The organism is Microbacterium oxydans, assembly GCF_006540085.1.
Classification (GTDB): Bacteria; Actinomycetota; Actinomycetes; order Actinomycetales; family Microbacteriaceae; genus Microbacterium; species Microbacterium oxydans.
In genome coordinates, this window is the sequence record NZ_BJOG01000008.1 from 65,175 (window position 1) to 88,117 (window position 22,943).

The window sequence follows — 22,943 nt, forward strand, 5'->3', positions numbered from 1 at the left end:
TCTCGGCCTGTGGTCTGGAACACACAATCGGGCGAGGAGACGACGAAGGCCGCCGGGATCACTCCCGACGGCCTTCGCCTGTGTCATCCGGTCAGAACCACCGGGTCAGCAGCTCCCAGAGCCAGTCGAGGATCGCACCGATGATCCCGCCTGCCCGGTTGACGGTGACCGTCGCGGTCGCCGCGTCCCCGTCCGCCTGCGATGCGGCGACGGTGTACTTGCCGGACGGAGCGCTCTTCGGCACGGTGACCGACGTGCTGAAGGTGCCGTCTGCGCCGACCTGGACGGTGCCGACCTGCACCGGCTTGCCCTTCTTCGGACGCAGTTCGATGCTCACGGTCTCGCCGGGCACGTAGCCCTCACCGGTGACCTTGAGGTTCTTGCCCGCGGTCACCTTGGACGAGCCGAGGGCGATCGTGCCGGCGAACGCCTCTTCGCCCGCGATCGTGAACGGCACCTGCACCGTGGTTCCGGTACCGGCGACGGCCACCGTGAGCACCTGCTCACCGAAGACACCGGACGGGACCGTGAAGATCAGGCTGGCGCGCCCACCCTCGTCGGTGGTGTCGACGACCGCGGGGTCGACCGCACCGGCTGCGAGCTGCGTGCCACCGAGCGACAGCGTCACCTCGCCCGGAGCCGGCTCACCGGCGCTGAACGCCAGCGAGGAGAGCGACACGGTCACCTGGTCGCCGGCGCTGTAGCCGTCGGCATCCGCCGGGCTGACCGCCACGCCGACCGCGCGCTGGGCGTAGTCGGGGCTCGCGGTCTTGTTCGCGTCGAACCAGTCGACCATGGACTGCAGGTCGACCTTGCCGGTGTCGCGCTTACCCGTGCCCTCCTTGAAGGTGAAGAAGTTGTCTCCACCCGCCGCGAGGAACGAGTTGGCTGCGACCGTGTAGTTCGCAGCCGGGTCGAGCGCCGCACCGTTGAGCGTGATCGAGGTGATCCGCGAACCCTGCGCCGCGGCGGGGTCGTAGGTGTAGACCAGCCCCTTCGAGACGCCGAGCTTCAGGAACGGACGAGCCGAACCGGCCGGCTGCCACTGCTCCTCGAGAACACCCTTCAGCTGCGCACCCGTGAGCGTCAGCGTCACCAGCGTGTTGGCGAACGGCTGGACCGTCGCCGCCTCGCGGTAGGTGACGTTGCCCGCCGGATCGTTCGCGCCCGCCGAGGCGTACGTGAGGTTGGCACGGATGCCACCCGGGTTCATGATTGCCACATCGGCGCCCGTGGACCACTTCTGCACGTCGGCGACGAAGTTGCCGATGGTGGACTCGCCACCGCGGTTCTCCGACCCGTTCGTCTGACGTGCGCGGTTGAAGTCGGCGGTGATGTCTCCGACCTTGATCGCACCCAGCACATCGGCCTCGGCCTTCGCCTGGTCGACGATCGCCTGCACCTCGGGCACGGCCGGGTACAGCGGCTTACCCGCAGCGGTGAGGGGCTTGATCTCGTTGGTGATCGAGATCAGGTCCTTCGTCTTCGGGTCGACCTTGATGTTCATCAGGCCCAGGTTCTCGCCGTACTGCCCCGCGGAGACGACCGGACGGCCGTCGATCACGTGGTTGTAGGCCAGGTGGGTGTGCGCCGACACGATCGCGTCCACATCGTCATCGACCCCGTAGACGATCTCGCCGAGAGGCGAGTCCGGGGTGATGCTGGACACGGCGGTGCTGGATGCGCCCTCGTGCACGAGCAGGATGACGACATCCGCCTCACCGTTGGACTCGTCGCCGTCGCGCAGGTCGTCGGCCACCGCGTTCACGGAGTCGACGATGCTGCGCACCTCGAGGTCCTTGATCCCCTCGGGCGAGACGAGCGAATCGAGGTCTTCGGTGACCGCTCCGACGAAACCGACCCGCACCCCGTCGAGCTCCTTCACCCATGCCGGTGCGAGCGCGGGCTCGCCGGTCTCGGTGACGAACACGTTCGAGGAGATGTACTCCCAGTCCGCGCGGTCCTGCACGCGGTCGCGGAGGTCCGCCCAACCCTGATCGAACTCGTGGTTGCCCGCCGCGCTGACGTCGAGGCCGGCTGCGTTGAGCGCGTCGATCGTGGGGTTGTCGTCGTTGATGAACGAGGTGAACGTGGATGCGCCGATCAGGTCGCCGGCACCGGCGAAGATCGTGTTCGGATTCGCCTCACGGAACTGCTTGACCGCACCGGCCAGCACCGCTGCACCCGCTGCGGCACCGTCGGCCTCGATGCGACCGTGGAAGTCGTTCACCGTGACGACGTCGATGCTCACCGGCGGGATCTCCGAGGAGACGCCGACGATGATCGGGTCGTGGTCGCTGGAACGGTAGGGCGTGCCCTGCTCGGTCGCGCCGAAGGCATAGCCACGGTCGCTCCACTCGGGCGAGTTGATGCCCCACACGCCGGCGCCGGTGATCGACGAGGCGAGCGACGGAGACGCGATCACGTGGTCGAGCGATCCGAGCTCGCCGTCGAACGAATACGTGTACTGACCAGATGCCTTGTCGGCGACGAGGTCGCTCCACCCGTTCGAGGTGAACACGTCGATCGGGTCTTCCTTGCCGTAGGCGTTGAAGTCGCCGATCAGCAGCATGTCGCCGCTGCCTGTCGTCTCTTCCAGCTGTGCGGTGAAGGCGAGGATCGCGTTCGCCTGCTTCACCCGGTCGGCGTTGAAGAAGCCCTGACCGTCGGCCGGCTCCGCACCTGCCCCCTCGGGCGGCGACTTCGACTTCAGGTGGTTCGCCACCACCGTGACCACGCGTCCGTCGATGTCGAACGCCTGAGCGATCGGTTCGCGGGCGTTGCCCCACACGGACTCATCGGTGACGGTGACGCTGTCGCCGACCCGCTTGACGGCGTCCTTCTTGTAGATGATCGCGTTGGTGATGAAGTCGGTCGTCGCCGCATCGTTCAGGGCCGCGGGCGTGGGCACGTAGCCCCACACGTCACTCCCGGCGTCGGCGTTGAGTCCGGCGACCAGATCCTTCAGGGCCGTGTCGATCGGCTTGCCCAGCTTCACCGAGTTCTCGATCTCCATCAGCGACACGATGTCCGCGTCCAGTCCGTTGATCGCCGCGACGATCTTGGACTTCTGGATCGCGAACTGCGCCGCGTTCGCGGCCCCGCGGGCGCTGGAGTTCTCGCTCTTCAGCGTCGTGAAGTAGTTGTAGACGTTGAACGACGCGACCTGCACGTCGCCGCCGACCTCCGGAGCCTGTGCGGGGCGCGGGTTCGTCGCCGTGAATCCGACCTTGAGGTCGGCGGACGAGGAGTCGTCGATCGGGACGACCGGCTGCAGGCGCCAGTCGTTGAAGCCCCACTGCAGCACGTAGCCGTTGTCGCCGAAGTCGACGGTGTCGCCGTTGCGGACCACCGTGTCCTTCGTGAAGTACGGCTGCTGTCCCGGGTGACCGCTGTTGGTGACCTGGATCGACCAGCCGTCATCCAGCAGGATGCGGTTCGCGCGGTTCGCTGCGGCGATCGCGGCGGCCTGATCACCGGGTCGCGTGGTCTCGGTGCTCTTCACCGCGAGCGCGTCGCCGGCGTTGAGCCAGAGCGCTCCAAAGTTGAACAGCTGGTGGCTCGAAGCCAGGCGATAGGTGCCTTCCGGGGCCACGTACATGTTCTCGTACTGCTCACGGTCGGTGCCCTGCACCGTGGCGGGCAGCGGGGTGACGGCGGGAACTCCGACGCCGGCGGTGACGACCGAGACGTCGGCGGCTGCCGCCGGGTTGATCTGCGTCTGGCCGAAGTACTCGCTCACCGAACCCGTCACCGAGACGAGGTCGCCGATCGCGAGGGTCGGGGTCAGCGCGTTCAAGAAGACGAACACACCGTCGGACGCACCGGGAGTCGCATCGGTCGTGCCGCCGGACCCCTGTGTCTGGATCACGATGCCCTTGTACCCGCCGGTGCGGTAGTCGGCCGTGACGACGCCCTCGACCTGCACGGTCTGGCCGTTCAGCGGCGAGACGTCGGTGGTGCCCTGAACCTCGGCGATCGTCGCCTTCGTCGGATCGGTGCCGGGGCCGGGGCCGGGGTCGACGCCGCCCGAGTTCGTCGGCGTGATGGCGGCGGAGAGCGTGAAGTCGGCACTGTTGACGTCGGTGTCGACACCGCCGGTGCGGTTGAGCGACTTGACGTCGGTGTTGCCGGCGGGTGCGGTCGCCGCCGCACCCTCGAACGTGTTGGACGTGCCGTAGCCGAGCAGGTCGACGACGCCGTCGACGCCCACGACCGAGCCGGGAGTGAGACTCACCGCCGCCGTACCCTCGACGAGCGCGAGCGTGCCGTTGGTGCCGCTCGGGGTCAGAGCGCTGACGGCATCAGGGGTCGGAAGCTCCGCACCGTTCGCGCCGTTGCTGTTGCCCTGCACCAGGTAGTAACCGCCGGCGGGGATCACACCGGTGAGCGGAGCGACGCCGTTGAAGGCGGCCGACCCGGTGGCGGACCGGTACTGCAGCGACATCCCGTCGAGCGTGACCGGAGCCGAGGTGGGGTTGTAGAGCTCGACGAACTTGTTCTTGAAGGCCGCGCCCGCGCTGCCGCCGGAGAGGTAGGCCTCGTTGATCACCACCCCCGTGCCCGTGGTGTCGGCTGTGGCGGGAACCGCAGCCAGCGAGCCGAGGCTCAATGCGGCGACGCAGGTCACGGCGAGAGCGCCGATGCGCCCCCGACTTCTACGGTGCGAGACGGGAGCCACGCGGTTCTCGTCATCTGGAGCGGACATCATCGGTGCTGTCTCCTCGGTCGGGTTCGACACTTCTCAGGGCTGTCACGGCACACAGGGGAAACTCCCAGCGTGCTCACATGGTGCGAGCATACGGAGCGGTCCGGACATCCTCAACGGAGTTTTCCGATTCGTCATCGAGCGCTCACCGGATGGCCGGAAGCACCCCTGACGAAGGTCACTACCGACGCACGCGAGCACGCAATTGCGCACCGCTGGGCGCGCGGATGCGCGTCCGATCAGACGACTGCGCCTTCTCCGGCCCGGTCTTCGAACTCCTCGACCTCGCGCTCCCAGGCATCCTTCGCCAGTCGGTACCAGAGGTAGAACGCGAAACCGGCGAAGATGGCCCACTCGACGGCATAGAACACGTTGAGCCAGTTGACGGGAGAAAGCTCATCGGGCGCGGGGGACGAGATGTCGACCAGCCCGGCCGTCGCGGTCGTCGAGGCGAGGTACGGACGGTAGACGTCGAGCTCCTCGATGTCGTGCCAGCGGCTGAGGAGCGCGGCGGGTGACATGCGGTCCAGTCGCTGCGGGTCGGCGTGCGGAGGCACCCTGGGGCCCTCGTCCGAGATGATGCGCCCGGTGATCTCGACCTCGGAGCCGTCAGCGGCAGCCTCGAGCTCTTCGACAGCCGCCTCGGCCGACTCCGGATCCGGTGCCCAGCCGACCGCGACGGCGATCGAGGTCCGGTCGGCCACCCGCAGCTGGCCGGTGACCCAATACCCCTCGACATCGTCGTTGAAACGGCTCGCCACGACGATGAAGTCGCCGGGAACCCAGGTGCCCGCGGTCTCGACCCGCTGGCCCACGAGCGGTTCCGGCAGATACTCCCCCGGCTGGAGCACATCCTCGAGCTGCTGCACCTGCTCGGTGGCGCCAGGGGCCGGCGGATCGGTCTCGATCGCACGTTCCAGCTGCCACTGACCGAGCCAGGCGAACACCCCGGCCACCAGGAGGCAGAGCAGGAGCATGCCGATCCAGCGTCCCCTGAGCATGACCTCGCGGAGAGTCGGGGGGAAGAGTGCAGGAGTGGTCACGGTGACGCGCAGGACCCTCAGGCCTCGTAGGGCGCCAGCACGACCTCGACCCGCTGGAACTCCTTGAGGTCGGAGTACCCGGTGGTCGCCATCGACTTGCGCAGCGCGCCGATGAGGTTGGCGGTGCCGTCGGCGACGGGCGCCGGTCCGTACAGGATCTCCTCGAGCGTGCCGATGCCACCCACCTCGACGCGGTGCCCGCGCGGGAGCTTCGGGTGATGCGCTTCAGGTCCCCAGTGGAACCCGCGTCCCGGCGCATCGGTCGCACGAGCGAGCGCGACGCCGAGCATGACGGCGTCTGCGCCCATCGCGAGAGCCTTGACGATGTCGCCGGACGTGCCGACGCCACCGTCGGCGATGACGTGCACGTAGCGCCCACCGGACTCGTCGAGGTAGTCGCGGCGCGCAGCGGCGACGTCGGAGACCGCTGTCGCCATCGGGGCGTGGATGCCGAGGGTGGCCCGCGTCGTCGAGGCCGCTCCCCCGCCGAAGCCGACGAGCACGCCCGCAGCCCCCGTGCGCATCAGGTGGAGGGCTGCCGTGTAGGTCGCAGCTCCTCCCACGATGACCGGCACATCGAGGTCGTAGATGAACTTCTTGAGGTTCAGGGGCTCGGCAACGCTCGACACGTGCTCGGCAGAGACCGTGGTCCCCCGGATCACGAACAGGTCGACACCTGCGGCGGCGACGGTGTCGTAGAACTCCTGCGTGCGCTGCGGCGTGAGGGAGCCGGCCACGGTGACGCCCGCCTCGCGGACCTCGGCGAGGCGACGGGTGATGAGCTCGGGCTTGATCGGCTCCGAGTAGAGCTCCTGCATGCGGACCGTCGCCTTGGTGTCGTCGAGACCTGCGATCTCCGCCAGCAGCGGCTCGGGGTTCTCGTAGCGTGTCCAGAGCCCCTCGAGGTCGAGCACTCCGAGGCCGCCGAGCTGGCCGAGCATGATCGCCGTCTGAGGGCTCACGACCGAGTCCATCGGCGCGCCCAGCACCGGGATCTCGAACCCGAAGGCGTCGATCGTCCAGGCGGTCGACACGTCCTCCGGGTTGCGCGTGCGCCGCGAGGGCACCACCGCGATGTCATCGAACGTGTACGCGCGACGTGCACGCTTTCCTCGGCCGAGCTCGATCTCCATGGTCACCCCTCCAGCCTACCCGGCAGGCGGAGCCGCCCGTGCTGGGAGACTGGAGGCGAGACCGGGAGGCACCATGAGGATCGAGCATGTCGACGTGGTCGTGGTGGGCGGCGGGGTCATGGGGTTGGCGACGGCCTGGGCCCTCGTACGTCGAGGACTCAGACCGGTCGTGCTGGAGAGATTCGCCCGCGGTCACCGTGAGGGCGCATCGCACGGTGCGACCCGCAACTTCAACAACGCCTACGACGAGGAGCATTACCTCGACCTGCTCGTGCGCGCCCGTCAAGGGTGGGACGCCCTCGGGTCCGTCGGCGGCGAGTCTCTCCTTCGTCTGCACGGCCTCGTGACCCACGGCGACATCGACATCGCCGCCGTGCGGTCGGGCCTGGAGGGCCGCGGCATCCCGAGTGCCGTCCTCTCGCCCGCCGAGGCGGGTGCCCGGTGGCCGGGAATGCGCTTCGGCGGCGACGTGCTGTGGTCGTCCGACGCCGGGGTCGTGCGCGCCGCCGAGGCACTGCGGGAGCTGGAGCGTCGCGTCGTCATCGGCGGCGGAGAAGTGCGCTGGAGCACCCCGGTCGAGCGCATCGAGGAGGACTCGGACGGCGTGGGGGTCAGCGTCGCCGAGGACATCCACCTGCGTGCCGAGACCGTCGTGGTGACGGCGGGAGCCTGGACGCGGACTCTGCTTCCGCACTTCGGCCTGCCGCGCCTCACCGTGACCGAGGAGACGCCGGCACACTTCCGGCCGCTCACGGACGCGCCGTGGCCCTCGTTCAACCACTACGTGCAGCCGGGGACCTACCCCGCGACCGTGTACGGCATGCCGACGCCAGGAGAGGGCGTGAAAGTCGGGTTCCACCGTGTCGGCGACGAGGTCGATCCCGATGCCCGCCCGCACCTGCCGACGCATCAGCGTGCGCTCTCGGACTACGTGCGGGAGTGGATGCCCGGCCTCGACCCGGCGGCGCCGGAACCGATCAGCTGCACGTACACCTCGACCGGCGACGGCGCCTTCGTGCTCGATCGCCTCGGCCGGATCGTGGTGGGCGCCGGGTTCTCCGGCCACGGCTTCAAGTTCGCTCCCGGCGTCGGCGGGGTCCTCGCCGACCTCGCGATCGACCCCGCCGCGCGCGCTGCCGCACCCTTCCGACTGCCCTGAGCGACCCGACTGTCCTGAGCGACACGGGAGCACGGCCCGTGTCCGCGAACGAACGTCAGCGCGAGCGCGCCACCCGCTTCTCGTCCCACACGGGCTCGTCGGACTCGTAGACCTCGCCGTCCGACCCGAACACCAGGAACCGATCGAACGAACGGGCGAACCAGCGGTCGTGCGTGACCGCCAGTACCGTTCCCTCGAAGCGCGCGAGGGCCTGCTCCAGCGCCTCGGCCGATTCCAGGTCGAGGTTGTCGGTCGGCTCGTCGAGCAGCAGCAGCGTCGCCCCGGAGAGCTCCAGAAGGAGCACCTGGAACCGCGCCTGCTGTCCTCCCGACAGCGAGTCGAAGCTCTGCTGCGCCTGACGCACGAGACCGTAGCGGTCGAGTGCCGAACTCGCGGCGTCGCGTGGCATACCCGCTCGGCGATCGTCCCCCCGATGCAGGATCTCTAGCAGCGTGCGGCCGACGAACTCGGGGTGCGCGTGCGTCTGCGCGAACAGGCCCGGCACCACCCTCGCTCCGAGCACGGCCGAGCCGGTGTGTTCGACAGCACTGAGCTGCTCACCCGTCGACGTCACGTGACCGAGCGTGGCGTCGGGGTCGGATCCACCGCGAGCGAGCAGGCGCAGGAAGTGCGACTTGCCCGACCCGTTCGACCCGAGCACGGCCACCCGGTCGCCGTACCAGACCTCCGCGTCGAAGGGCCGCATGAGACCCGTCAGCTCCAGGCGCTGCGCGACCACCGCCCGTTTGCCCGTGCGCGCGCCGCGCAGGCGCATGTCGAAGTCCTGGGCCGGCGGACGCTCCTCCGGGGGACCCGCTTCCTCGAACTTGCGCAGGCGTGTCTGCGCCGCCTGGTAGCGCGAGGCGAAGCCGTCGTTCGCCGAGGCCTTGACCTTGAGGTTGGCCACCAGGGTCCGCAGCTTCTCGTGCTGCTCGTCCCACCGTCTGCGCAGCTCGTCGAGCCGGTCCATCCGGTCGGTGCGAGCCTGATGGTAGGTGCCGAAGCCGCCGCCGTGCACCCAGGCCGTGGCCCCGGCGCCTCCGGGTTCGAGCGTGATGAGGCGGTCGGCCGCTCGAGCGAGCAGCTCACGGTCGTGCGACACGAGCAGCACGGTCTTGGGCGTCTGGCGCAGCTGATCCTCGAGCCAGCGCTTCGTCGGCACGTCGAGATAGTTGTCCGGCTCGTCGAGCAGCAGCACCTCGTCGGGTCCGCGCAACAGGGCCTCGAGCGCCAGGCGCTTCTGCTCGCCGCCGGAGAGCGTGGTGAGCTCGCGGTATCTTGCGCGCTCGAACGGGACGCCGAGCGCGGCGACCGTGCACTGGTCCCAGATCGTCTCGTGCTCGTATCCGCCGGCATCCGCGTACTCGGCGATCGCGGATGCATAGGCCATCTGCGTATCGTGCTCGTCGCGTTCGATCAGCGCGTTCTCCGCGGTCTCGAGCGCCTCCGCAGCGACGCGGATACGTGTGGGAGCGACACGCACCAACAGCTGGTGCACGGTCTCGCCCGCTTCGCCGTGGCCGACGAACTGGTCCATGACGCCGAGTCCGCCGTCGATCGTCACGACGCCGTCATCAGCCGTCTGATCGCCGCGGATGATGCGCAGCATCGTCGTCTTGCCGGCGCCGTTCGGGCCGATCAGAGCGCTCGTCGAGCCTGCGCCGACCCGGAAGCTCGCCTCGTCGAGAAGCGGTCTGCCGTCTGGAAGCGTCAGGGAGACGCTGGATACATCGATGAAGCCCACGGTGCGTGGCCGTCCTTCCGCCCCGCACATGCCGAGCCGACCAGGATATCAGCAGGAGCGGTCACGGACGGAACGGGCCAGGTCGCAGACGACACCGGGCCGAAGACGCTGCGGACCGCTCAGACGAGAGCGCTCGACGTCGGTACGGGAGCGGCGAAGAGGTCGAGCACCGGACAATGCGCATCGACGACGGCGCGCAGGTTCTCATACTCCTCCACGCTGTTCGGACCGGTGATGTCGACAGCCACGCGCACATCGTGGAATCCGGCGCGCCCCGACTCGTCGATGCCGAAGAGCTTGCGCACGTCGAGGTCGCCCTCGGCCGTGATCTCGATCGCGTCGATCGTGAGGCCGAGGGCCTGGGCGTAGAGCCGGTACACGACCACCTGGCACGAGACGAGCGCACCCAGTGCGTACTCGACCGGACTGGCCGCGACGTCGTCCCCGGCGAGCGCACCCGGCTCGTCGACGAGGAAGCGGTGCGCGCCGGCCCGGATCTCGGTCGCGACCGAGCCGATTCCGCGTCCGCTGACGCGGTACGTCAATCGCGCGTTCGCTTCGTCCGCGGCGATCCGCTCGTTCCACGCCGATCCCGCGTCTGTGAGTCGCTGCGCGCGCTCGGCCGGGGTGACATCCGCGACACCGGCGAGCTGGTCCTGGAGAAGAGTCATGGCCCGACGGTAGCGATCGTCCGGTTCCCCGCGCCCGCCGCCCGTCATCGGGCTTCACACCGCGAAACGCAGCGTCACGACGCCGAGACCACGCCGGTGGTGTCAGCGCCGCAGCTGCTCGATGCGCTCGGACTCTCCCCACGCCCGGTTCGCCGTGAGAACAGGAAGATCGAGCCGTCGCGCAAGTGCGAGACACAGGCGGTCCCCCAGCGACAGCCCGCTTCCGCGCCTCCACGATTCCGCGGCGGCTTCCGCGTCGCGCTGGGACACCGGCTCGACCTTCAGCCGGTAGCTGAGCAACAAGCCGGAGGCGATGCCCCAGTCCGCTCCGGACGCGCGCACCTTCTGCGCGACCTCCGACCAGTTCGCGGCTCCGATCACGGAGTCGTCGAGGATCTCCTCGACGCGATCGGCGCCAGGCTCGCCCTGCAGGAAAGCGAGGAGAGCTGACGCGTCGACCACCATCACGCCGCTGCATCCTCGGAGTCCGCGGACCTCCGGCGCTCCGCGAGCAGCGACTCGAGAGCGCGCTTCCCCTCCAGCTGCGACCTGACGAGGGCCTTGGCCTGCTCCCTGGTGAGCAGGATCACGCCTCCCGACGTCTCGATCATGAGCAGCGGCACGCCCTGGTCCCAATGCTGACGGTCGCGGAGTTCGGCAGGGACCACGAGGCGACCACGATCACCCATCGGTGCAACGAATGTGGTATCCATCCTTCGACGATACCACCGCCCCTCACGGCGGGGGCTTCACTCGGCGCGACTCAGACTCGTCAGCACCTCGGTGCGCGGAGCGGCAGGCAGGAAGAAGCGGAACTCCGTGCCGACACCCTCCTTGCTCGTCACGTCCATCGTCCCTCCGTGCGCGAGGACGATGGCACGGGTGATCGTGAGACCGAGACCCACGCCGGGTACCGCGTTGCGCGTCGCGGTCGACGCACGGAAGAAGCGGGTGAACAGCATCCCCTGTTCGTCCTCCGGTATCCCGACCCCGGTATCGGCGATCGAGAACTCCACGCCGCCGTCGACCGCGCGCACTCGCGCGGTGACCTTCCCGCCGCGAGAGGTGAACTTGATGGCATTGGAGAGCAGGTTGTCGATGGCCTGCCCCACTCTTCCGGCATCGACGAAGACGGGCATCGCCGCAGGACCGACCTCCGCAACGAGTTCGATCCCTTCCCGCTGCGCATGCGGACCGGCCGACACCACCGCGGATCGCACCAGCGCGGCCGCATCGGCCTCATCTCGCTCGAGGGGGAATCGCCCGGACTCGACCTGGGCGGTGAACAACAGGTCGCCGACGAGATTGAGCAGACGCTGCGCGTTGCGCTCGATGATGCCGACGAACTCCTGCTGGTCCTCCGTGAGCGGCTGCCCTGGATCGTTCTGCAGCAGGTCCAGGAAGCCGATGATGGCGCTGAGGGGTGTCCGGAGCTCATGGGAGATCATCCCGACGAACTCGTCCTTCATCCTCGCGACCTCGACGGCCCTGGTCTCGTCTGTCAGCACGAACAGATATCCCTGCTGCGCGCCCGCACCGTCCTTATGGGGAGTGACCGTCACACGTGCGGGAACCGTCGTCCCGCCTGCGGTCACGACCTCGATGTCCCCGTCGACGGGGACACCGGCGTCCGCCTGTCCGAACAGAGCCTTGATCCCCGGGTCGAGTTCGGCGTAGCCGGCGGGCATGTCGCCGGACGGCGCGGAGTGCTCCGCCGTGTCAGCCGCCAGCATCGAGAGCACGGCGGTCGAGAAGAAGCGATCGATGCGCACGTCGTCGAGAGCCTCGTCGACGGGAAGTCCGAGCAGGCGCACCGCTCCCGGGTTCCAGGCCGTCACGATACCGCTGCAGTCCGTGGCCACCACGGCCTGCGCCGTTATCGACGACCACAGGCTCTCGAACGAGTCCAGCAGCTCGCGGTACTGGTGCTCCTTCTCGCGCAGCTGCACGATCATGGCCACGTTCTCGGACAGCGCTCTGGTTCGTTCGGCGACGAGCTCCTCCGCCTGTTCCACGCGCATCCGCTGCTGCCGCGCGAGCTGGTTGATCACGGCCGCCACCGCCGAGAACACGAGCGGGCCCACCACGCCCCGCAGCCACTCGACCGAGGTCGCGGGTGGCGCGGTGACGTACGGCATCAGCAACGCGATCGACGTGAGCCCGCCGACCACGAACACCCAGCGGATGCCCGGGGCGGCGGCCAGCCAGACCACCGGGAGGAGCACGAGTGATGAGAAGAGCGATGTCGCTCCCCCGGTACCCGTGCGGAAGAGTCCGAGGCCGATGATGTCGACGATGGGGATGAGCAGGAGCGCCCATCCCTCGTGCACCCCGCGGGCCGTCAGCACCGCGGCGAAGGCCGTGGCCGCGAGCACCAGGATGATCCCCGCCACGGCCGGTGCGACGTGCGTCATGGGAAGGTCGGGAACCCACCAGGTGAGGAGCGCCGCGATCACCGTCGCGGTGACCGTCGGCGCCTGCTTGAGCAGCGGGCTCGGGTTGTCGAAGACCTGATACCAGCGGTTCTCCGCGCGATCGAGCGGCGTGGCCCTCATCGCCGCACGCCCTCGACGATCGCGTGCAGCTCGGAACCCGTGATCGGCTTGGGGAGCGCGGCGTCCGCCGGCGGATAGTCGGTGGCATCGAGCACCGAGCTGATCACCAGGAAGCAGTCGGGGAAACGGGCCCGGACCAGCCGCGCGCACTCCTGTCCCGAGATACCGGGCAGCAGCAGGTCGAGCACGGCCACCACGGGATCGATCTCGGAGAACGCGGCGATCGCCGACTCGGCGTCACGGGCCACGAACACGTCGAACCCCTCGCGATCGAGATAGCGGCGCAGCAGCGCGGCCTGATCGGGCGCGTCCTCGACGACGAGGGCCAACGGCCTCCCGCTCATCGGAGCAGCAGCTCTCTCACCACGACGATGACGACCACCACGGCGAGGGCGAGCAGAGCCTGAGGGATCAGACGTCGCTCACGTCGGGCATCCGCGGCGATCTCCTCCACCTCGGCATCGTTCGACGGGGTTGCGGTCATGAGTCGACACGTCCGATCTTCTCGGTCTTGATCCAGGAGGCATCGGCGCGACGCCACTCCTTGATGTAGGAATCCACGGTGATGGCGCACAGCAGTGAGCCGTACCCGCAGACGTAGAGCAGCAGCCCCGCGAAGAAGCGTCCGCCAGGGAGCGGCTCCACCGCCCGGGCGAGCCAGATCCCCAGCATCGAGATCGGTCCCCACAGGTAGAAGATCACCGCCCACATGATGCGGGCCTCGTGCGTCACGGGCAGCCCGAGCGCGAGCAACGCGGACTCGAACAGCTGCGGGAAGATCGCGATGGCCATCAGGATCAGGGCACCGAGCCCTGGGAACATGATCGCCTCGCGCCAGGACTGTCTGCCGATGCGGGGATCCAGCTGCACCGAGTAGAGCATCGAGTAGATGTAGATGCAGGCCGCCGCGATCCACATGAAGCGGAACACGAACTCCGCGATGTCGCTGTGCAGCAGGAGGAGCGCGAGCAGGCCGGCCGCCGCGAGCAGCATGAACGCAGGGAGCAGGAGGATCGTGAACCAGGCGAGCCCGAAGCCGAAACTGCCCAGGTTGTGGTCCCGGCTCGGGCGGAACCACAGCTTTCGGTAGATCGAGGTGAGCTGCACGTTGCCGCGCGCCCAGCGCAGACGCTGCTTCCACAGGCTGTCGATCGTCCGCGGCTCCTCGGCCAGCACCACGGCATGCGGCTCGAACACCATCCGGCGTCCCTTGAGCTGGCCCTCGAACGTCGTCATGGTGTCCTCGGCGAGGGTTCCCGTGGGGATGCGTCCGCCGATGGCTTCGAGGTTCGCTCGCGAGTGCAGCTGGGCGCCGCCCGCGAGGCAGGCGATGGCGCCGCCGACGTTCTGCACCCGACGTGCGGACAGCTGACCGATCACGTACTCGATGGCGATGAAACGCGTGAGGTAGTTGCGGTCGCGGCTGCCCTCGGCGATGTAGGCCGTCACGGCACCGACCTTCTCGTCGGCCAGGTGACGGGTGAGCTTGCGCAGCGAATCACGGGCGAAGATCACATCCGCATCCATGATGAGCACGGCCTCGGCCCACGTGTCGGCGAGGATCACGTCGAGACCGTGGTTGAGCGTGTGCGCCTTGCCCTCTCCCCCCTTCTCGCGCCGCAGGTGCACGACGCGGCCGGGGTGGGCCGCTGACGTGGCGGCGACGACCTCGGGGGTGTCGTCGGTCGATGCGTCGTCGACGACGAAGACCCGCAGGCGTTCAGCCGGATACTCCAGGTGCAGCAGCCGTTCGATCGCGGGGCCGATCACCGCACCCTCGTTCCAGGCGGGGATGACGACGGCGACGTTCGGGTGGTACGGCGCCGCCTTGCCGTAATGGTTGCGGAACGCATGCAGCGGAAGGATGAGGAACTGCAGGCCGGTGTTGACCACCGGCAGCGTGCCGACGAGGATGCAGAGCAGCAGGAGGATGACCACCACGGTCTCCAGCCAGGTGAGATCGGCCATCAGGAGACCGCCACCGCGTCGAGCAGCGGGAGGATCCTCGAGTACCGGCCCACCTCGGCGGCGTCGTGGCTGTCGGTCGAGGCGACCACCGTGCCGCCGGCGCGGCGCAGCGCGGCCAGCGCATCGACCCCAGGGCAGCCCCACTTCTCGTTCACTTCGACGAGGGTGTCGGTGTCGGCGGCGGTGCGTGCCCAGGCATCCGCGCGCTGCGCACCCAGGTCGGCCTCGGACAGACCGATCTTCGGCAGGATCGAGAAGCAGTGCGCGAGCTGGTTCCCCGGGTAGCGCCGCATCGTGGCGATGAGCGCCTCGACGAACTGATCGAGAACGTCGTCAGCGGCCCATCCCGCGGCCATCCGCTCCCGCACCGCGGTGGGTCCGAGCGGACCGTCCACCCCCGGGAACTGGTGGTCGGCGATGAGGATCCGATCGATGCCGTCGGGGAGGGTCGGGATGTCGAGAGTTCCCCCGACGTCGAGGATCTTCGCCTCGACACCGGTGAGCACCGTGAGCCCGTCCGGCACCCGGAGCACCCGCACCGCAGCGAGGTACTCCGGCACCCAGGTCGTGCTCTGACGCACGTGGTCGACGAGGCGCACCGTGGTCAGTCCCGCTGCGGCCGCAGCCTCGACGTTCTGTGCGAGTGTCGAGACCGCATCGTCCGAGAAGGTGGAGTGGACGTGGTGGTCGCCGCGGAGCAGCGCGTGGCTCACAGTTCCTCCTGATGCCCCGCATGGTCGGAGACCAGCACATCGTCGATCTCCACGATCACATCCTCGAGGAAGCGCACGGAGGCGACCTCGCGGAACGGGATCTGCACGGGAAGCTCTCGCCCCAGGAAGAGGTCGGCCACGAGCGACGGGATGTCGACGCCGGCCGCGATCGTCAAAGGCAAGGCGCCGGGGAAGCGAGGGTTGACCTCGAGCAGCACCGCACGACCCGTGCGATCGCGCCGCAGCTGCACGTTCGCGACGCCGACCAGTCCGATCGCGCGGGCGATCGATGCCGCCGTCTCCTCGAGTTCCGCATCGCGGACCGTGCGTCCGGCGATGGCGACGCCGGAGTCGACCCTGGCTCGCGTGCGGGGTACCGCGGCCACGACGGCCCCGGTGGCATCCGCGATGACGTCGACGGAGTACTCCTCCCCTGGAAGGAAGTCCTGGACGATGAGTCCCTCGTCCGTCGGCAGGGCCTCGAGAGCAGCACGGTCGGGCACGAGCCGCACGCCACGGCTCCCTGCACCCTGACGCGGCTTGGCGAAGACCGGGAACTCCCACTCGACGGCCTCGGCATCACGCCCGGCGAGGACGGTGCGCGGGACGCGACCGGTCGACGCGCAGCGTTCCGCGAGGGCGAGCTTGTCGAGCGCGGTGTTCAGCGTGTCCTCGGACGGCGCAGCCAGCACGGCGGGTGCCAGCTCATCGCGCCGTCCCGCGAGGGCGATGAGCTCGACGTCGACGGTCGAGATCACCAGATCGAGGCCGTCGTCCGCCACCATGCGCGCGATCGCCGGCACGAAGTCGTCGTCACGTCCCGGTGGCACGAGGCGTCGCTGCTCCGGGGGCACCAGGTAGATGCCGCTCGCCCAGCCGTCCATGTCCGCGGCGAACACGGTCAGGTCCGAGCGGCGGAGCAGCGACCGGATCACGGCCACTCCCGCCGGACCACCGGCACCGGTCACCAGCACGCGCTTCGTCATCAGCTCTCCCGTCGTGTGAGCTCGTGGGCGCCGATGAACTCGGCGGTCTCCCGCACGACCTCGAGCGGTTCGACGGCCGTTCCCCCACCGAATCTCGACCAGTACCGCGCTGTCGCCGTGACGAACTCGGGCGCGAGGTAGTCGCGGCTCGCCGTCTGCGAGCCGAAGCGTTCGAGGAGCCGCAGCTTCTCGTCGAGGTACTGGTCGATGCGCACGAACCTCGTGGGCCGGAAGTCGATCGTCGCCGACGGACTCTGATAGCACGCGACGGTACCGACCCGACGCGTGGCCACGACGGTCGCCTCGCTCACGGCACGGTGATCCTGGTGCCGGTCGTGCGGCGAATGCGTGTAGACGATCGTCGGCTGGATCTCCTGCACGACCTCTTCGATGATGCGCACCGTGGATCCCCCTCCGGAGATCTCGGTGTCGATGAGGTCCTTCAGGAAGAGGCGGGCGCCCAGCATCTCCGCCGCTGCGAGGGATTCGTTCTGCCTGCTGTCGGCGTCCCCACCCCTGGCACCGCGGGAGAGCGTGAGGATCGTGATCTCGTCCTGAGCCCTGGCGTGCGCGGCGAGCAGTCCACCGACACCGATCTCGACATCGTCCGGATGTGCGCCGATCGCGAGCACCCGCTCCGGTGTGCGCGCTTCCGCTCGGCGGCGGTGCCCCTCCTCGATCAGACGGGTGACGGCCTCCACGAGCTTGCCGTTGTCGAGCGGTTTGGTCAGGAACTCGTCCGCCTGCGCCCGCAGGGCCGAGACCGCGTACTCCACGGAGACGTGGGCGGTCATCACCACGACAGGCACCGACGGAACGATGCGTCGCAGCTCGGCGAGCAGCTCGAGGCCGCTCAGTCCCGGCATCTCGATGTCGGTCACCACGACGTCCGGCCGCACCTCCGCGACCCGATCGATCGCGACCTGTCCGTCCTCGGCGACGTCGACGATGCACGCGGCACGTCGCTCGAGCACGGTCTTGACGAGCAGGGCGACGTCCGGATCGTCGTCGACGACGAGAACGCGAGGAGAGTCCTCAGGCATGTGTACGGCTCTCCTTGGGGAGGTTCCCTGACCGATGGGGATCGGCGGCGCGATCTCGGGGCCTTCAACACCGGGACCGCAGGGAAAGTCGAGCGGGGTATGACGATTCTGGCATACGCCGCCGCCATTGCGACGGTATGCGCCTACGCTCCTGCGCGGGCGGCGCGCTTCTCCTCCTGGAACACCCGGATCGCCTCGTACCGCTCGGCCGAGCGCGCCCGTCGCTTCGCCGCCTCGTCCTCACGATTCTTCGGAGGTGCGGTGGTGACGAGCTCACCCAGGAGACGGTCGACGACAGCCGCGATCTCGTCGACCGCGCTCTCGAAGACGGCCTGGTTCGCCCGCGACGGCGCCGTGGTCCCGGCGATCTTGCGCACGAACTGCAACGCCGCATCGTGGCATTCCTGCGCGGTCGCAGCGGGCTCGAGGTTGTTCAGCGGGATGATGTTGCGGCACATACCCGCACGCTACGCCGCACGGCGGGTCGACGGAAGAGTCGCGGCGTCTCCCCGCCCACCGGGGTCGGACCGACGACAGGGGATGGTGCCGCCGAGGGCCGCTCGCTACGCTCGGGGCTATCCGGGCCGCCAGTGCGATCCCCACCCCCGTCGACAGGACAGACCATGACGAACCCGCCGTTCCCCGAACCGCCCGCTGCCGACTCCTCGACCCCGACGACACCGCCCGCTGCCCCTCCCGCTCCGCCGACCGCAGCCCCGGCCTATCCGGCGCCCACGGCACCGGCGTACCCGCAGCCGGAGCCCACGCCTCCCGGTCGCGTCCTGTCGATCGTCGGTCTGGTCCTCGCCTTCCTGGCGGCGCCGATCGGACTCATCCTGAGCATCGTCGCCGCGGTGAAACTCGGCAAGACCGGGCAGCCGAAGGGGCTGGCCATCGCGGGCATCATCATCGGCGCGATCCTGACGATCCTCGGCATCATCGGGATCATCCTGTCCGTCACCGTCTTCGCCGCGATCTTCGGCACGTGCGCCGAGCTGGGCGCCGGCGTCTGGGAAGTCAACGGCGTCACCTACACCTGCGGGTGACCGCAGCGGCGTGACACGAAGAGGGGCCGGATGCAATGCGCATCCGGCCCCTCTTCGTGTCACGCCTACTTCTTGTAGTTCGGCGCCTCGACCACGATCTGCACGTCGTGCGGGTGCGACTCCTTGAGCCCTGCCGAGGTGATGCGCACGAACTTGCCGCGCGTCTTGAGCTCCTCGATCGTGCGCGCTCCGACGTAGAACATCGACTGACGCAGCCCGCCCACCAGCTGATAGGCGACCGCGGCGAGCGGTCCGCGGTACGGGACCTGGCCCTCGATGCCCTCGGGGATCAGCTTGTCGTCGCTCGGGACATCGGCCTGGAAGTAGCGGTCCTTCGAGTACGAGGTCTGCTTGCCGCGCGTCTGCATCGCGCCGAGCGAGCCCATGCCGCGGTACTGCTTGAACTGCTTGCCCGACTGGAAGACGATCTCGCCCGGCGACTCGTCGGTTCCGGCGAGGAGCGAGCCGAGCATCACGGCGTCGGCACCGGCGACGAGCGCCTTGGCGATGTCGCCCGAGTACTGCAGACCACCGTCGGCGATGACCGGAACGTCTGCGGGACGAGCGGCGAGCGAAGCCTCGTAGACCGCGGTCACCTGCGGCACGCCCACGCCGGCGACGACGCGGGTGGTGCAGATGGACCCGGGGCCGACGCCGACCTTGACCGCGTCGACTCCGGCATCGATGAGAGCCTGAGCGCCTTCACGGGTGGCGACGTTGCCGCCGATGACGTCGATGTGTGCGAAGGACTCGTCGGCCTTGAGCCGGCGGACGAGGTCGATGACACCCTGCGACTGCCCGTTGGCCGTGTCGACCACGAGGACGTCGACCCCGGCATCGCGCAGCGCCTCGGCACGCTCCCACGCGTCGCCGAAGAAGCCGATCGCCGCGCCGACGCGCAGACGCCCCTGGTCGTCCTTGGTGGCGAGCGGGTACTTCTCGCTCTTGTCGAAGTCCTTGATGGTGATGAGACCGGCGAGCTTGCCGTCGTCGTCGATGAGCGGCAGCTTCTCGACACGGTGCTTCGCGAACAGGGCGATGACCTCGCCTGCGGCCACGCCCACCGGAGCGGTGACGAGGTTCTCCCGCGTCATGACGTCCTTGACGAAGGTGGTCTGCCGCTCGAAGCCGGAGACGAAGCGCATGTCGCGGTTGGTGATGATGCCGACGAGCCTGCCCTCGTCGTCGACGACGGGGAGGCCGGAGATGCGGTACTTCGCGCAGAGGTTGTCGACCTCTTCGACCGTCGCATCCTGCGTCGTGGTGATGGGGTCGGTGATCATGCCGGACTCGCTGCGCTTGACGCGGTCGACGTGCGCTGCCTGGTCGGCGATGGAGAGGTTGCGGTGCAGGATGCCGATGCCGCCTTCACGCGCCATCGCGATCGCCATCCGCGACTCGGTGACCGTGTCCATGGCGCTCGAGAGGAGCGGCGTCGCGACCGAGATGCGCCGGGTGATGCGCGACGAGGTGTCGGCCTCGCTGGGGATGACATCGGTGTGCCCGGGGAGCAACAGCACGTCATCGTACGTCAGTCCGACGAAGCCGAAGGGATCGTGCTGTTCCATGGATTCTCCTTCTGCGCGAGTCGCGCATGTCCGAGTGCGAGGGGGTGGTCGACGTCGGCCGGTGCGGGGCCGCGGCCCGTATGAAGATTCTAAGCGAGACACGCCCGAGAACATTCCCAGAGCCGCGTCGTTACCGGACCGTTGGCCCCGACCGTAGGTGAATCGGCGATGGCGCATTACGCTCAAGTGCGTCGTCCATCTCTGCGGACAAACCCGAGATCGCAGAGACACAGCACTCAAAGTGGAGGTTGCGTGGGACCCACAACACTCGCCGTGCAGCGAAAGCGACCCTGGGTGGTCGCCTTCCTCAGTATCCTCATGGCGCTCACAGCGTTCCTGTTCCTGCCCCCGTCAGCGGCCTCGGCCGAGACGACGGACGACGGGCAGGAGGTCACCGACTTCTACTTCGCCGGCGTCGTGACCTTCGACGACCAGCCGGTCGAAGGCGTGGTCATGACCATCGAGGGCAAGGGCTTCGACGGCGAGACAGAGACCGATGCCGACGGCAAATGGCGCCTGTACGTGCCCGAGAAGGAGAAGTACACCCTCACGGTCGATGAATCGACGCTGCCGGACGGCGTGATCGTCGATGCGACCCAGCTCCCGGAGGGCACCCAGCCGATCGCCGGGACCACGGCCTCCTTCGAAGTCGAGTTCGGCCTCACCGGGACGAAGATCATGAACCTCTTCCTCGGCGAGGGGCAACGGGTCACCGTCTCCTTCGTCGACCAGCTGCTCTCACGCCTCGTCGGCGGACTGAACTTCGGACTCCTGCTGGCTCTCGCCTCGATGGGCGCTGCCCTCATCTACGGCACCACGCGCCTCTCCAACTTCGCGCACGCCGAGATGGTCACGTGGGGCGGCCTCGTCGCCCTCGTCACGACCACGTTCTGGCACCTTCCTCTCTGGCTCGGCATCGTCGCAGCCGTCATCGGCGGCGGCCTGTTCGGCTGGGCGCTGGATGCCGGGATCTGGCGTCCACTCCGCCGGCGCGGTCTCGGTGTCGTCCAGCTGATGATCGTCAGCATCGGGCTCTCGCTCGCGCTGCGATACGCGTTCCAGTTCATCATCGGCGGAGGCACATATCAGCTCCCCGGTGCCAGTCCCACCCCGATCCAGTTCGGGCCGATCTCCCTGTCCTACATCGACATGATCGCGATGGGTGTGAGCATCGTCGTGATCCTGGCCGTGGCCTTCTTCCTGACGCGCACCCGCATCGGCAAGGCCACCCGCGCGATCTCCGACAACCCGCAGCTCGCTGCCGCGTCCGGGATCGACGTCGACCGTGTGATCCGTTACGTCTGGATCCTCGCGGGAACGCTCGCCGCCATCTCCGGCATCCTGTGGGCGTACTTCCGCCCCGGCGTGAAGTGGGACATGGGGATGCAGATGCTCCTGCTGATCTTCGCCGCGATCACCCTCGGCGGCCTCGGCACGGCGTTCGGCGCTCTGGTCGGATCGCTCATCGTCGGCATGGCTGTCGAGGTGTCGACGCTGTGGATCCCGTCCGACCTCAAGTATGCGAGTGCTCTCGTGATCCTCATCCTCATCCTCCTCGTGAGACCTCAAGGGCTGCTCGGACGCAGGGAAAGGTTGGGCTGATCGCCATGGACTTCGGAAGCATCTTCTCGAACACGGCCGTCTACCTGTTCAGCCCGGTCACCATCGCCTACGCGCTCGCGGCGACCGGCCTCGCCGTGCACTTCGGATACGCCGGACTGCTCAACTTCGGCATGGCCGCGTTCATGGCGATCGGCGGCTACGGCTACGCCATCTCGGTGCTCAGCTTCGGCCTGCCGTGGTGGATCGGCATGCTGATCGGCCTGGTCGGCGGCGCCCTCTTCGCCGTGCTCCTGGGCATACCTACGCTGCGGCTCCGCGCCGACTATCTCGCGATCGCCACGATCGCCGCGGGCGAGATCGTCCGTCTCCTCTTCACCACGCAGGTGTTCGACGAATGGACCAACAGCGCCGACGGCCTCGCCCAGTACAACGGCGGATTCCGCGACGCGAACCCCATCCCGCCGGGGACCTACGGGTTCGGACCCTGGACGTACAGCGCGAACGACCTCTGGAACCGCGTGTTCGGCGTGATCGTCCTGGTCATCGCCATCCTGCTGGTGTGGGCGCTGATGCGCAGCCCGTGGGGCCGCGTGCTCAAGGGCATCCGCGAAGACGAGGACGCCGTGCGCTCGCTGGGCAAGAACGTCTTCGCCTACAAGATGCAGGCGCTCGTCGTGGGTGGTGTGATCGGTGCCGCGGGTGGGATCGTCTTCGTCCTCCCCTCCGCGGTCGTCCCCGGCAGCTACTCGACGTCGCTGACGTTCTTCCTGTGGACGATCCTCCTCCTGGGAGGCGCGGCCACGGTGTTCGGACCCACGCTCGGTGCGGTGCTCTTCTGGGTGGTGTTCGCCTTCATGGCCAACCTGCTCCCGTCGATGGCGAAGGCCGGGCTGCTGCCGATGACCGACAGCCAGGCGTCGACCCTCGTCTTCGTCTTCGTCGGCATCGCCCTGATGCTGCTCGTGATCTTCCGCCCGCAGGGCATCCTCGGAGACAAGAGGGAGATGACCTTTGTCAAATGAACTGACCCCGGAACAGGTCCC

Annotated in this window: 20 protein-coding genes; 4 read left to right on the forward strand and 16 right to left on the reverse strand. The window is 68.6% G+C overall.

The annotated features are described in order from the left end of the window. Nucleotides 1–91: 91 nt before the first annotated feature. The 3 genes from MOX01_RS14610 to MOX01_RS14620 all read right to left on the reverse strand — a co-directional run bounded on the left by MOX01_RS14610 (nucleotide 92) and on the right by MOX01_RS14620 (nucleotide 6,884). Nucleotides 92–4,711, reverse strand: a complete 4,620-nt coding sequence (locus MOX01_RS14610) for an ExeM/NucH family extracellular endonuclease (RefSeq protein WP_141370332.1) — start codon at nucleotides 4,709–4,711, stop codon at nucleotides 92–94. A gap of 236 nt (nucleotides 4,712–4,947) precedes the next feature. Continuing rightward, on the reverse strand, nucleotides 4,948–5,709 hold the full coding sequence (locus tag MOX01_RS14615) for an SURF1 family protein (protein ID WP_141370601.1): 762 nt from the start codon (nucleotides 5,707–5,709) through the stop codon (nucleotides 4,948–4,950). A 59-nt stretch (nucleotides 5,710–5,768) separates the two neighbouring features. After that, nucleotides 5,769–6,884, reverse strand: coding sequence for a GuaB3 family IMP dehydrogenase-related protein (locus MOX01_RS14620; RefSeq protein ID WP_046748792.1), 1,116 nt, complete (start codon nucleotides 6,882–6,884; stop codon nucleotides 5,769–5,771). 73 nt (nucleotides 6,885–6,957) lie between these two features. Between MOX01_RS14620 and MOX01_RS14625 the strand changes: the two genes are divergently transcribed. After that, nucleotides 6,958–8,043: an FAD-dependent oxidoreductase gene (locus tag MOX01_RS14625; RefSeq protein ID WP_141370334.1), complete on the forward strand. Its 1,086-nt coding sequence runs from the start codon at nucleotides 6,958–6,960 to the stop codon at nucleotides 8,041–8,043. 55 nt (nucleotides 8,044–8,098) lie between these two features. Here the strand turns inward: MOX01_RS14625 and MOX01_RS14630 are convergent, their stop codons facing one another. The 12 genes from MOX01_RS14630 to MOX01_RS14680 all read right to left on the reverse strand — a co-directional run bounded on the left by MOX01_RS14630 (nucleotide 8,099) and on the right by MOX01_RS14680 (nucleotide 18,181). Continuing rightward, complete coding sequence (locus MOX01_RS14630) at nucleotides 8,099–9,787, reverse strand: ABC-F family ATP-binding cassette domain-containing protein (RefSeq protein WP_082738594.1); 1,689 nt, start codon at nucleotides 9,785–9,787, stop codon at nucleotides 8,099–8,101. A gap of 119 nt (nucleotides 9,788–9,906) precedes the next feature. After that, complete coding sequence (locus MOX01_RS14635) at nucleotides 9,907–10,458, reverse strand: OsmC family protein (protein WP_061018590.1); 552 nt, start codon at nucleotides 10,456–10,458, stop codon at nucleotides 9,907–9,909. A gap of 102 nt (nucleotides 10,459–10,560) precedes the next feature. Continuing rightward, nucleotides 10,561–10,923: a type II toxin-antitoxin system VapC family toxin gene (locus tag MOX01_RS14640; RefSeq protein ID WP_197429284.1), complete on the reverse strand. Its 363-nt coding sequence runs from the start codon at nucleotides 10,921–10,923 to the stop codon at nucleotides 10,561–10,563. Beyond that, nucleotides 10,923–11,171, reverse strand: a complete 249-nt coding sequence (locus MOX01_RS14645; RefSeq protein ID WP_058633239.1) for an AbrB/MazE/SpoVT family DNA-binding domain-containing protein — start codon at nucleotides 11,169–11,171, stop codon at nucleotides 10,923–10,925. The genes MOX01_RS14640 and MOX01_RS14645 overlap by 1 nt, the downstream gene beginning before the upstream one ends. Before the next feature lie 36 nt (nucleotides 11,172–11,207). Further along, nucleotides 11,208–13,013, reverse strand: a complete 1,806-nt coding sequence (locus MOX01_RS14650; protein ID WP_046748787.1) for a sensor histidine kinase — start codon at nucleotides 13,011–13,013, stop codon at nucleotides 11,208–11,210. After that, the gene (locus MOX01_RS14655; protein ID WP_046748786.1) at nucleotides 13,010–13,357 is read right to left on the reverse strand and encodes a response regulator transcription factor; all 348 of its coding nucleotides are present in this window, start codon (nucleotides 13,355–13,357) and stop codon (nucleotides 13,010–13,012) included. The genes MOX01_RS14650 and MOX01_RS14655 overlap by 4 nt, the downstream gene beginning before the upstream one ends. Next, nucleotides 13,354–13,497: a hypothetical protein gene (locus MOX01_RS19220; protein ID WP_170224283.1), complete on the reverse strand. Its 144-nt coding sequence runs from the start codon at nucleotides 13,495–13,497 to the stop codon at nucleotides 13,354–13,356. Before MOX01_RS19220 ends, MOX01_RS14655 begins: the two co-directional genes overlap by 4 nt. Continuing rightward, nucleotides 13,494–14,981 (reverse strand): glycosyltransferase family 2 protein, encoded by a 1,488-nt coding sequence (locus tag MOX01_RS14660; RefSeq protein WP_141370336.1) that lies wholly within the window; start codon nucleotides 14,979–14,981, stop codon nucleotides 13,494–13,496. The genes MOX01_RS19220 and MOX01_RS14660 overlap by 4 nt, the downstream gene beginning before the upstream one ends. Further along, nucleotides 14,981–15,694, reverse strand: coding sequence for a PHP domain-containing protein (locus tag MOX01_RS14665; protein ID WP_141370338.1), 714 nt, complete (start codon nucleotides 15,692–15,694; stop codon nucleotides 14,981–14,983). Before MOX01_RS14665 ends, MOX01_RS14660 begins: the two co-directional genes overlap by 1 nt. Continuing rightward, nucleotides 15,691–16,680 carry an ATP-grasp domain-containing protein gene (locus MOX01_RS14670; RefSeq protein WP_061018599.1) on the reverse strand — a complete coding sequence of 330 codons (990 nt, stop codon included), beginning with the start codon at nucleotides 16,678–16,680 and terminating at the stop codon, nucleotides 15,691–15,693. The genes MOX01_RS14665 and MOX01_RS14670 overlap by 4 nt, the downstream gene beginning before the upstream one ends. Next, a complete protein-coding gene (locus MOX01_RS14675) occupies nucleotides 16,680–17,723 on the reverse strand; it encodes a response regulator (RefSeq protein WP_141370340.1) in 1,044 nt (347 codons plus the stop codon). The genes MOX01_RS14670 and MOX01_RS14675 overlap by 1 nt, the downstream gene beginning before the upstream one ends. Before the next feature lie 143 nt (nucleotides 17,724–17,866). Beyond that, nucleotides 17,867–18,181, reverse strand: coding sequence for a DUF2277 domain-containing protein (locus MOX01_RS14680; RefSeq protein WP_061018604.1), 315 nt, complete (start codon nucleotides 18,179–18,181; stop codon nucleotides 17,867–17,869). 165 nt (nucleotides 18,182–18,346) lie between these two features. Between MOX01_RS14680 and MOX01_RS19260 the strand changes: the two genes are divergently transcribed. Continuing rightward, nucleotides 18,347–18,769 carry a DUF4190 domain-containing protein gene (locus MOX01_RS19260; RefSeq protein ID WP_141370342.1) on the forward strand — a complete coding sequence of 141 codons (423 nt, stop codon included), beginning with the start codon at nucleotides 18,347–18,349 and terminating at the stop codon, nucleotides 18,767–18,769. A gap of 65 nt (nucleotides 18,770–18,834) precedes the next feature. Here MOX01_RS19260 and guaB read toward each other — a convergent pair whose 3' ends face one another. Continuing rightward, complete coding sequence (gene guaB, locus MOX01_RS14690; RefSeq protein ID WP_058631856.1) at nucleotides 18,835–20,337, reverse strand: IMP dehydrogenase; 1,503 nt, start codon at nucleotides 20,335–20,337, stop codon at nucleotides 18,835–18,837. A gap of 252 nt (nucleotides 20,338–20,589) precedes the next feature. Between guaB and MOX01_RS14695 the strand changes: the two genes are divergently transcribed. Next, nucleotides 20,590–21,939: a branched-chain amino acid ABC transporter permease gene (locus MOX01_RS14695; protein WP_371861869.1), complete on the forward strand. Its 1,350-nt coding sequence runs from the start codon at nucleotides 20,590–20,592 to the stop codon at nucleotides 21,937–21,939. A 5-nt stretch (nucleotides 21,940–21,944) separates the two neighbouring features. After that, nucleotides 21,945–22,922 (forward strand): branched-chain amino acid ABC transporter permease, encoded by a 978-nt coding sequence (locus MOX01_RS14700; RefSeq protein ID WP_058631857.1) that lies wholly within the window; start codon nucleotides 21,945–21,947, stop codon nucleotides 22,920–22,922. Nucleotides 22,923–22,943 lie beyond the last annotated feature (21 nt).

Bases quoted from the DNA above. Each gene is read 5' to 3' on its own strand.
- MOX01_RS14610 (WP_141370332.1), bottom strand. From the start codon at position 4,711: ATGATGTCCGCTCCAGATGACGAGAACCGCGTGGCTCCCGTCTCGCAC.
- MOX01_RS14615 (WP_141370601.1), bottom strand. From the start codon at position 5,709: ATGCTCAGGGGACGCTGGATCGGCATGCTCCTGCTCTGCCTCCTGGTG.
- MOX01_RS14620 (WP_046748792.1), bottom strand. From the start codon at position 6,884: ATGGAGATCGAGCTCGGCCGAGGAAAGCGTGCACGTCGCGCGTACACG.
- MOX01_RS14625 (WP_141370334.1), top strand. From the start codon at position 6,958: ATGAGGATCGAGCATGTCGACGTGGTCGTGGTGGGCGGCGGGGTCATG.
- MOX01_RS14635 (WP_061018590.1), bottom strand. From the start codon at position 10,458: ATGACTCTTCTCCAGGACCAGCTCGCCGGTGTCGCGGATGTCACCCCG.
- MOX01_RS14640 (WP_197429284.1), bottom strand. From the start codon at position 10,923: ATGGTGGTCGACGCGTCAGCTCTCCTCGCTTTCCTGCAGGGCGAGCCT.
- MOX01_RS14645 (WP_058633239.1), bottom strand. From the start codon at position 11,171: ATGGATACCACATTCGTTGCACCGATGGGTGATCGTGGTCGCCTCGTG.
- MOX01_RS14650 (WP_046748787.1), bottom strand. From the start codon at position 13,013: ATGAGGGCCACGCCGCTCGATCGCGCGGAGAACCGCTGGTATCAGGTC.
- MOX01_RS14655 (WP_046748786.1), bottom strand. From the start codon at position 13,357: ATGAGCGGGAGGCCGTTGGCCCTCGTCGTCGAGGACGCGCCCGATCAG.
- MOX01_RS19220 (WP_170224283.1), bottom strand. From the start codon at position 13,497: ATGACCGCAACCCCGTCGAACGATGCCGAGGTGGAGGAGATCGCCGCG.
- MOX01_RS14660 (WP_141370336.1), bottom strand. From the start codon at position 14,981: ATGGCCGATCTCACCTGGCTGGAGACCGTGGTGGTCATCCTCCTGCTG.
- MOX01_RS14670 (WP_061018599.1), bottom strand. From the start codon at position 16,680: ATGACGAAGCGCGTGCTGGTGACCGGTGCCGGTGGTCCGGCGGGAGTG.
- MOX01_RS14675 (WP_141370340.1), bottom strand. From the start codon at position 17,723: ATGCCTGAGGACTCTCCTCGCGTTCTCGTCGTCGACGACGATCCGGAC.
- MOX01_RS14680 (WP_061018604.1), bottom strand. From the start codon at position 18,181: ATGTGCCGCAACATCATCCCGCTGAACAACCTCGAGCCCGCTGCGACC.
- MOX01_RS19260 (WP_141370342.1), top strand. From the start codon at position 18,347: ATGACGAACCCGCCGTTCCCCGAACCGCCCGCTGCCGACTCCTCGACC.
- guaB (WP_058631856.1), bottom strand. From the start codon at position 20,337: ATGGAACAGCACGATCCCTTCGGCTTCGTCGGACTGACGTACGATGAC.
- MOX01_RS14700 (WP_058631857.1), top strand. From the start codon at position 21,945: ATGGACTTCGGAAGCATCTTCTCGAACACGGCCGTCTACCTGTTCAGC.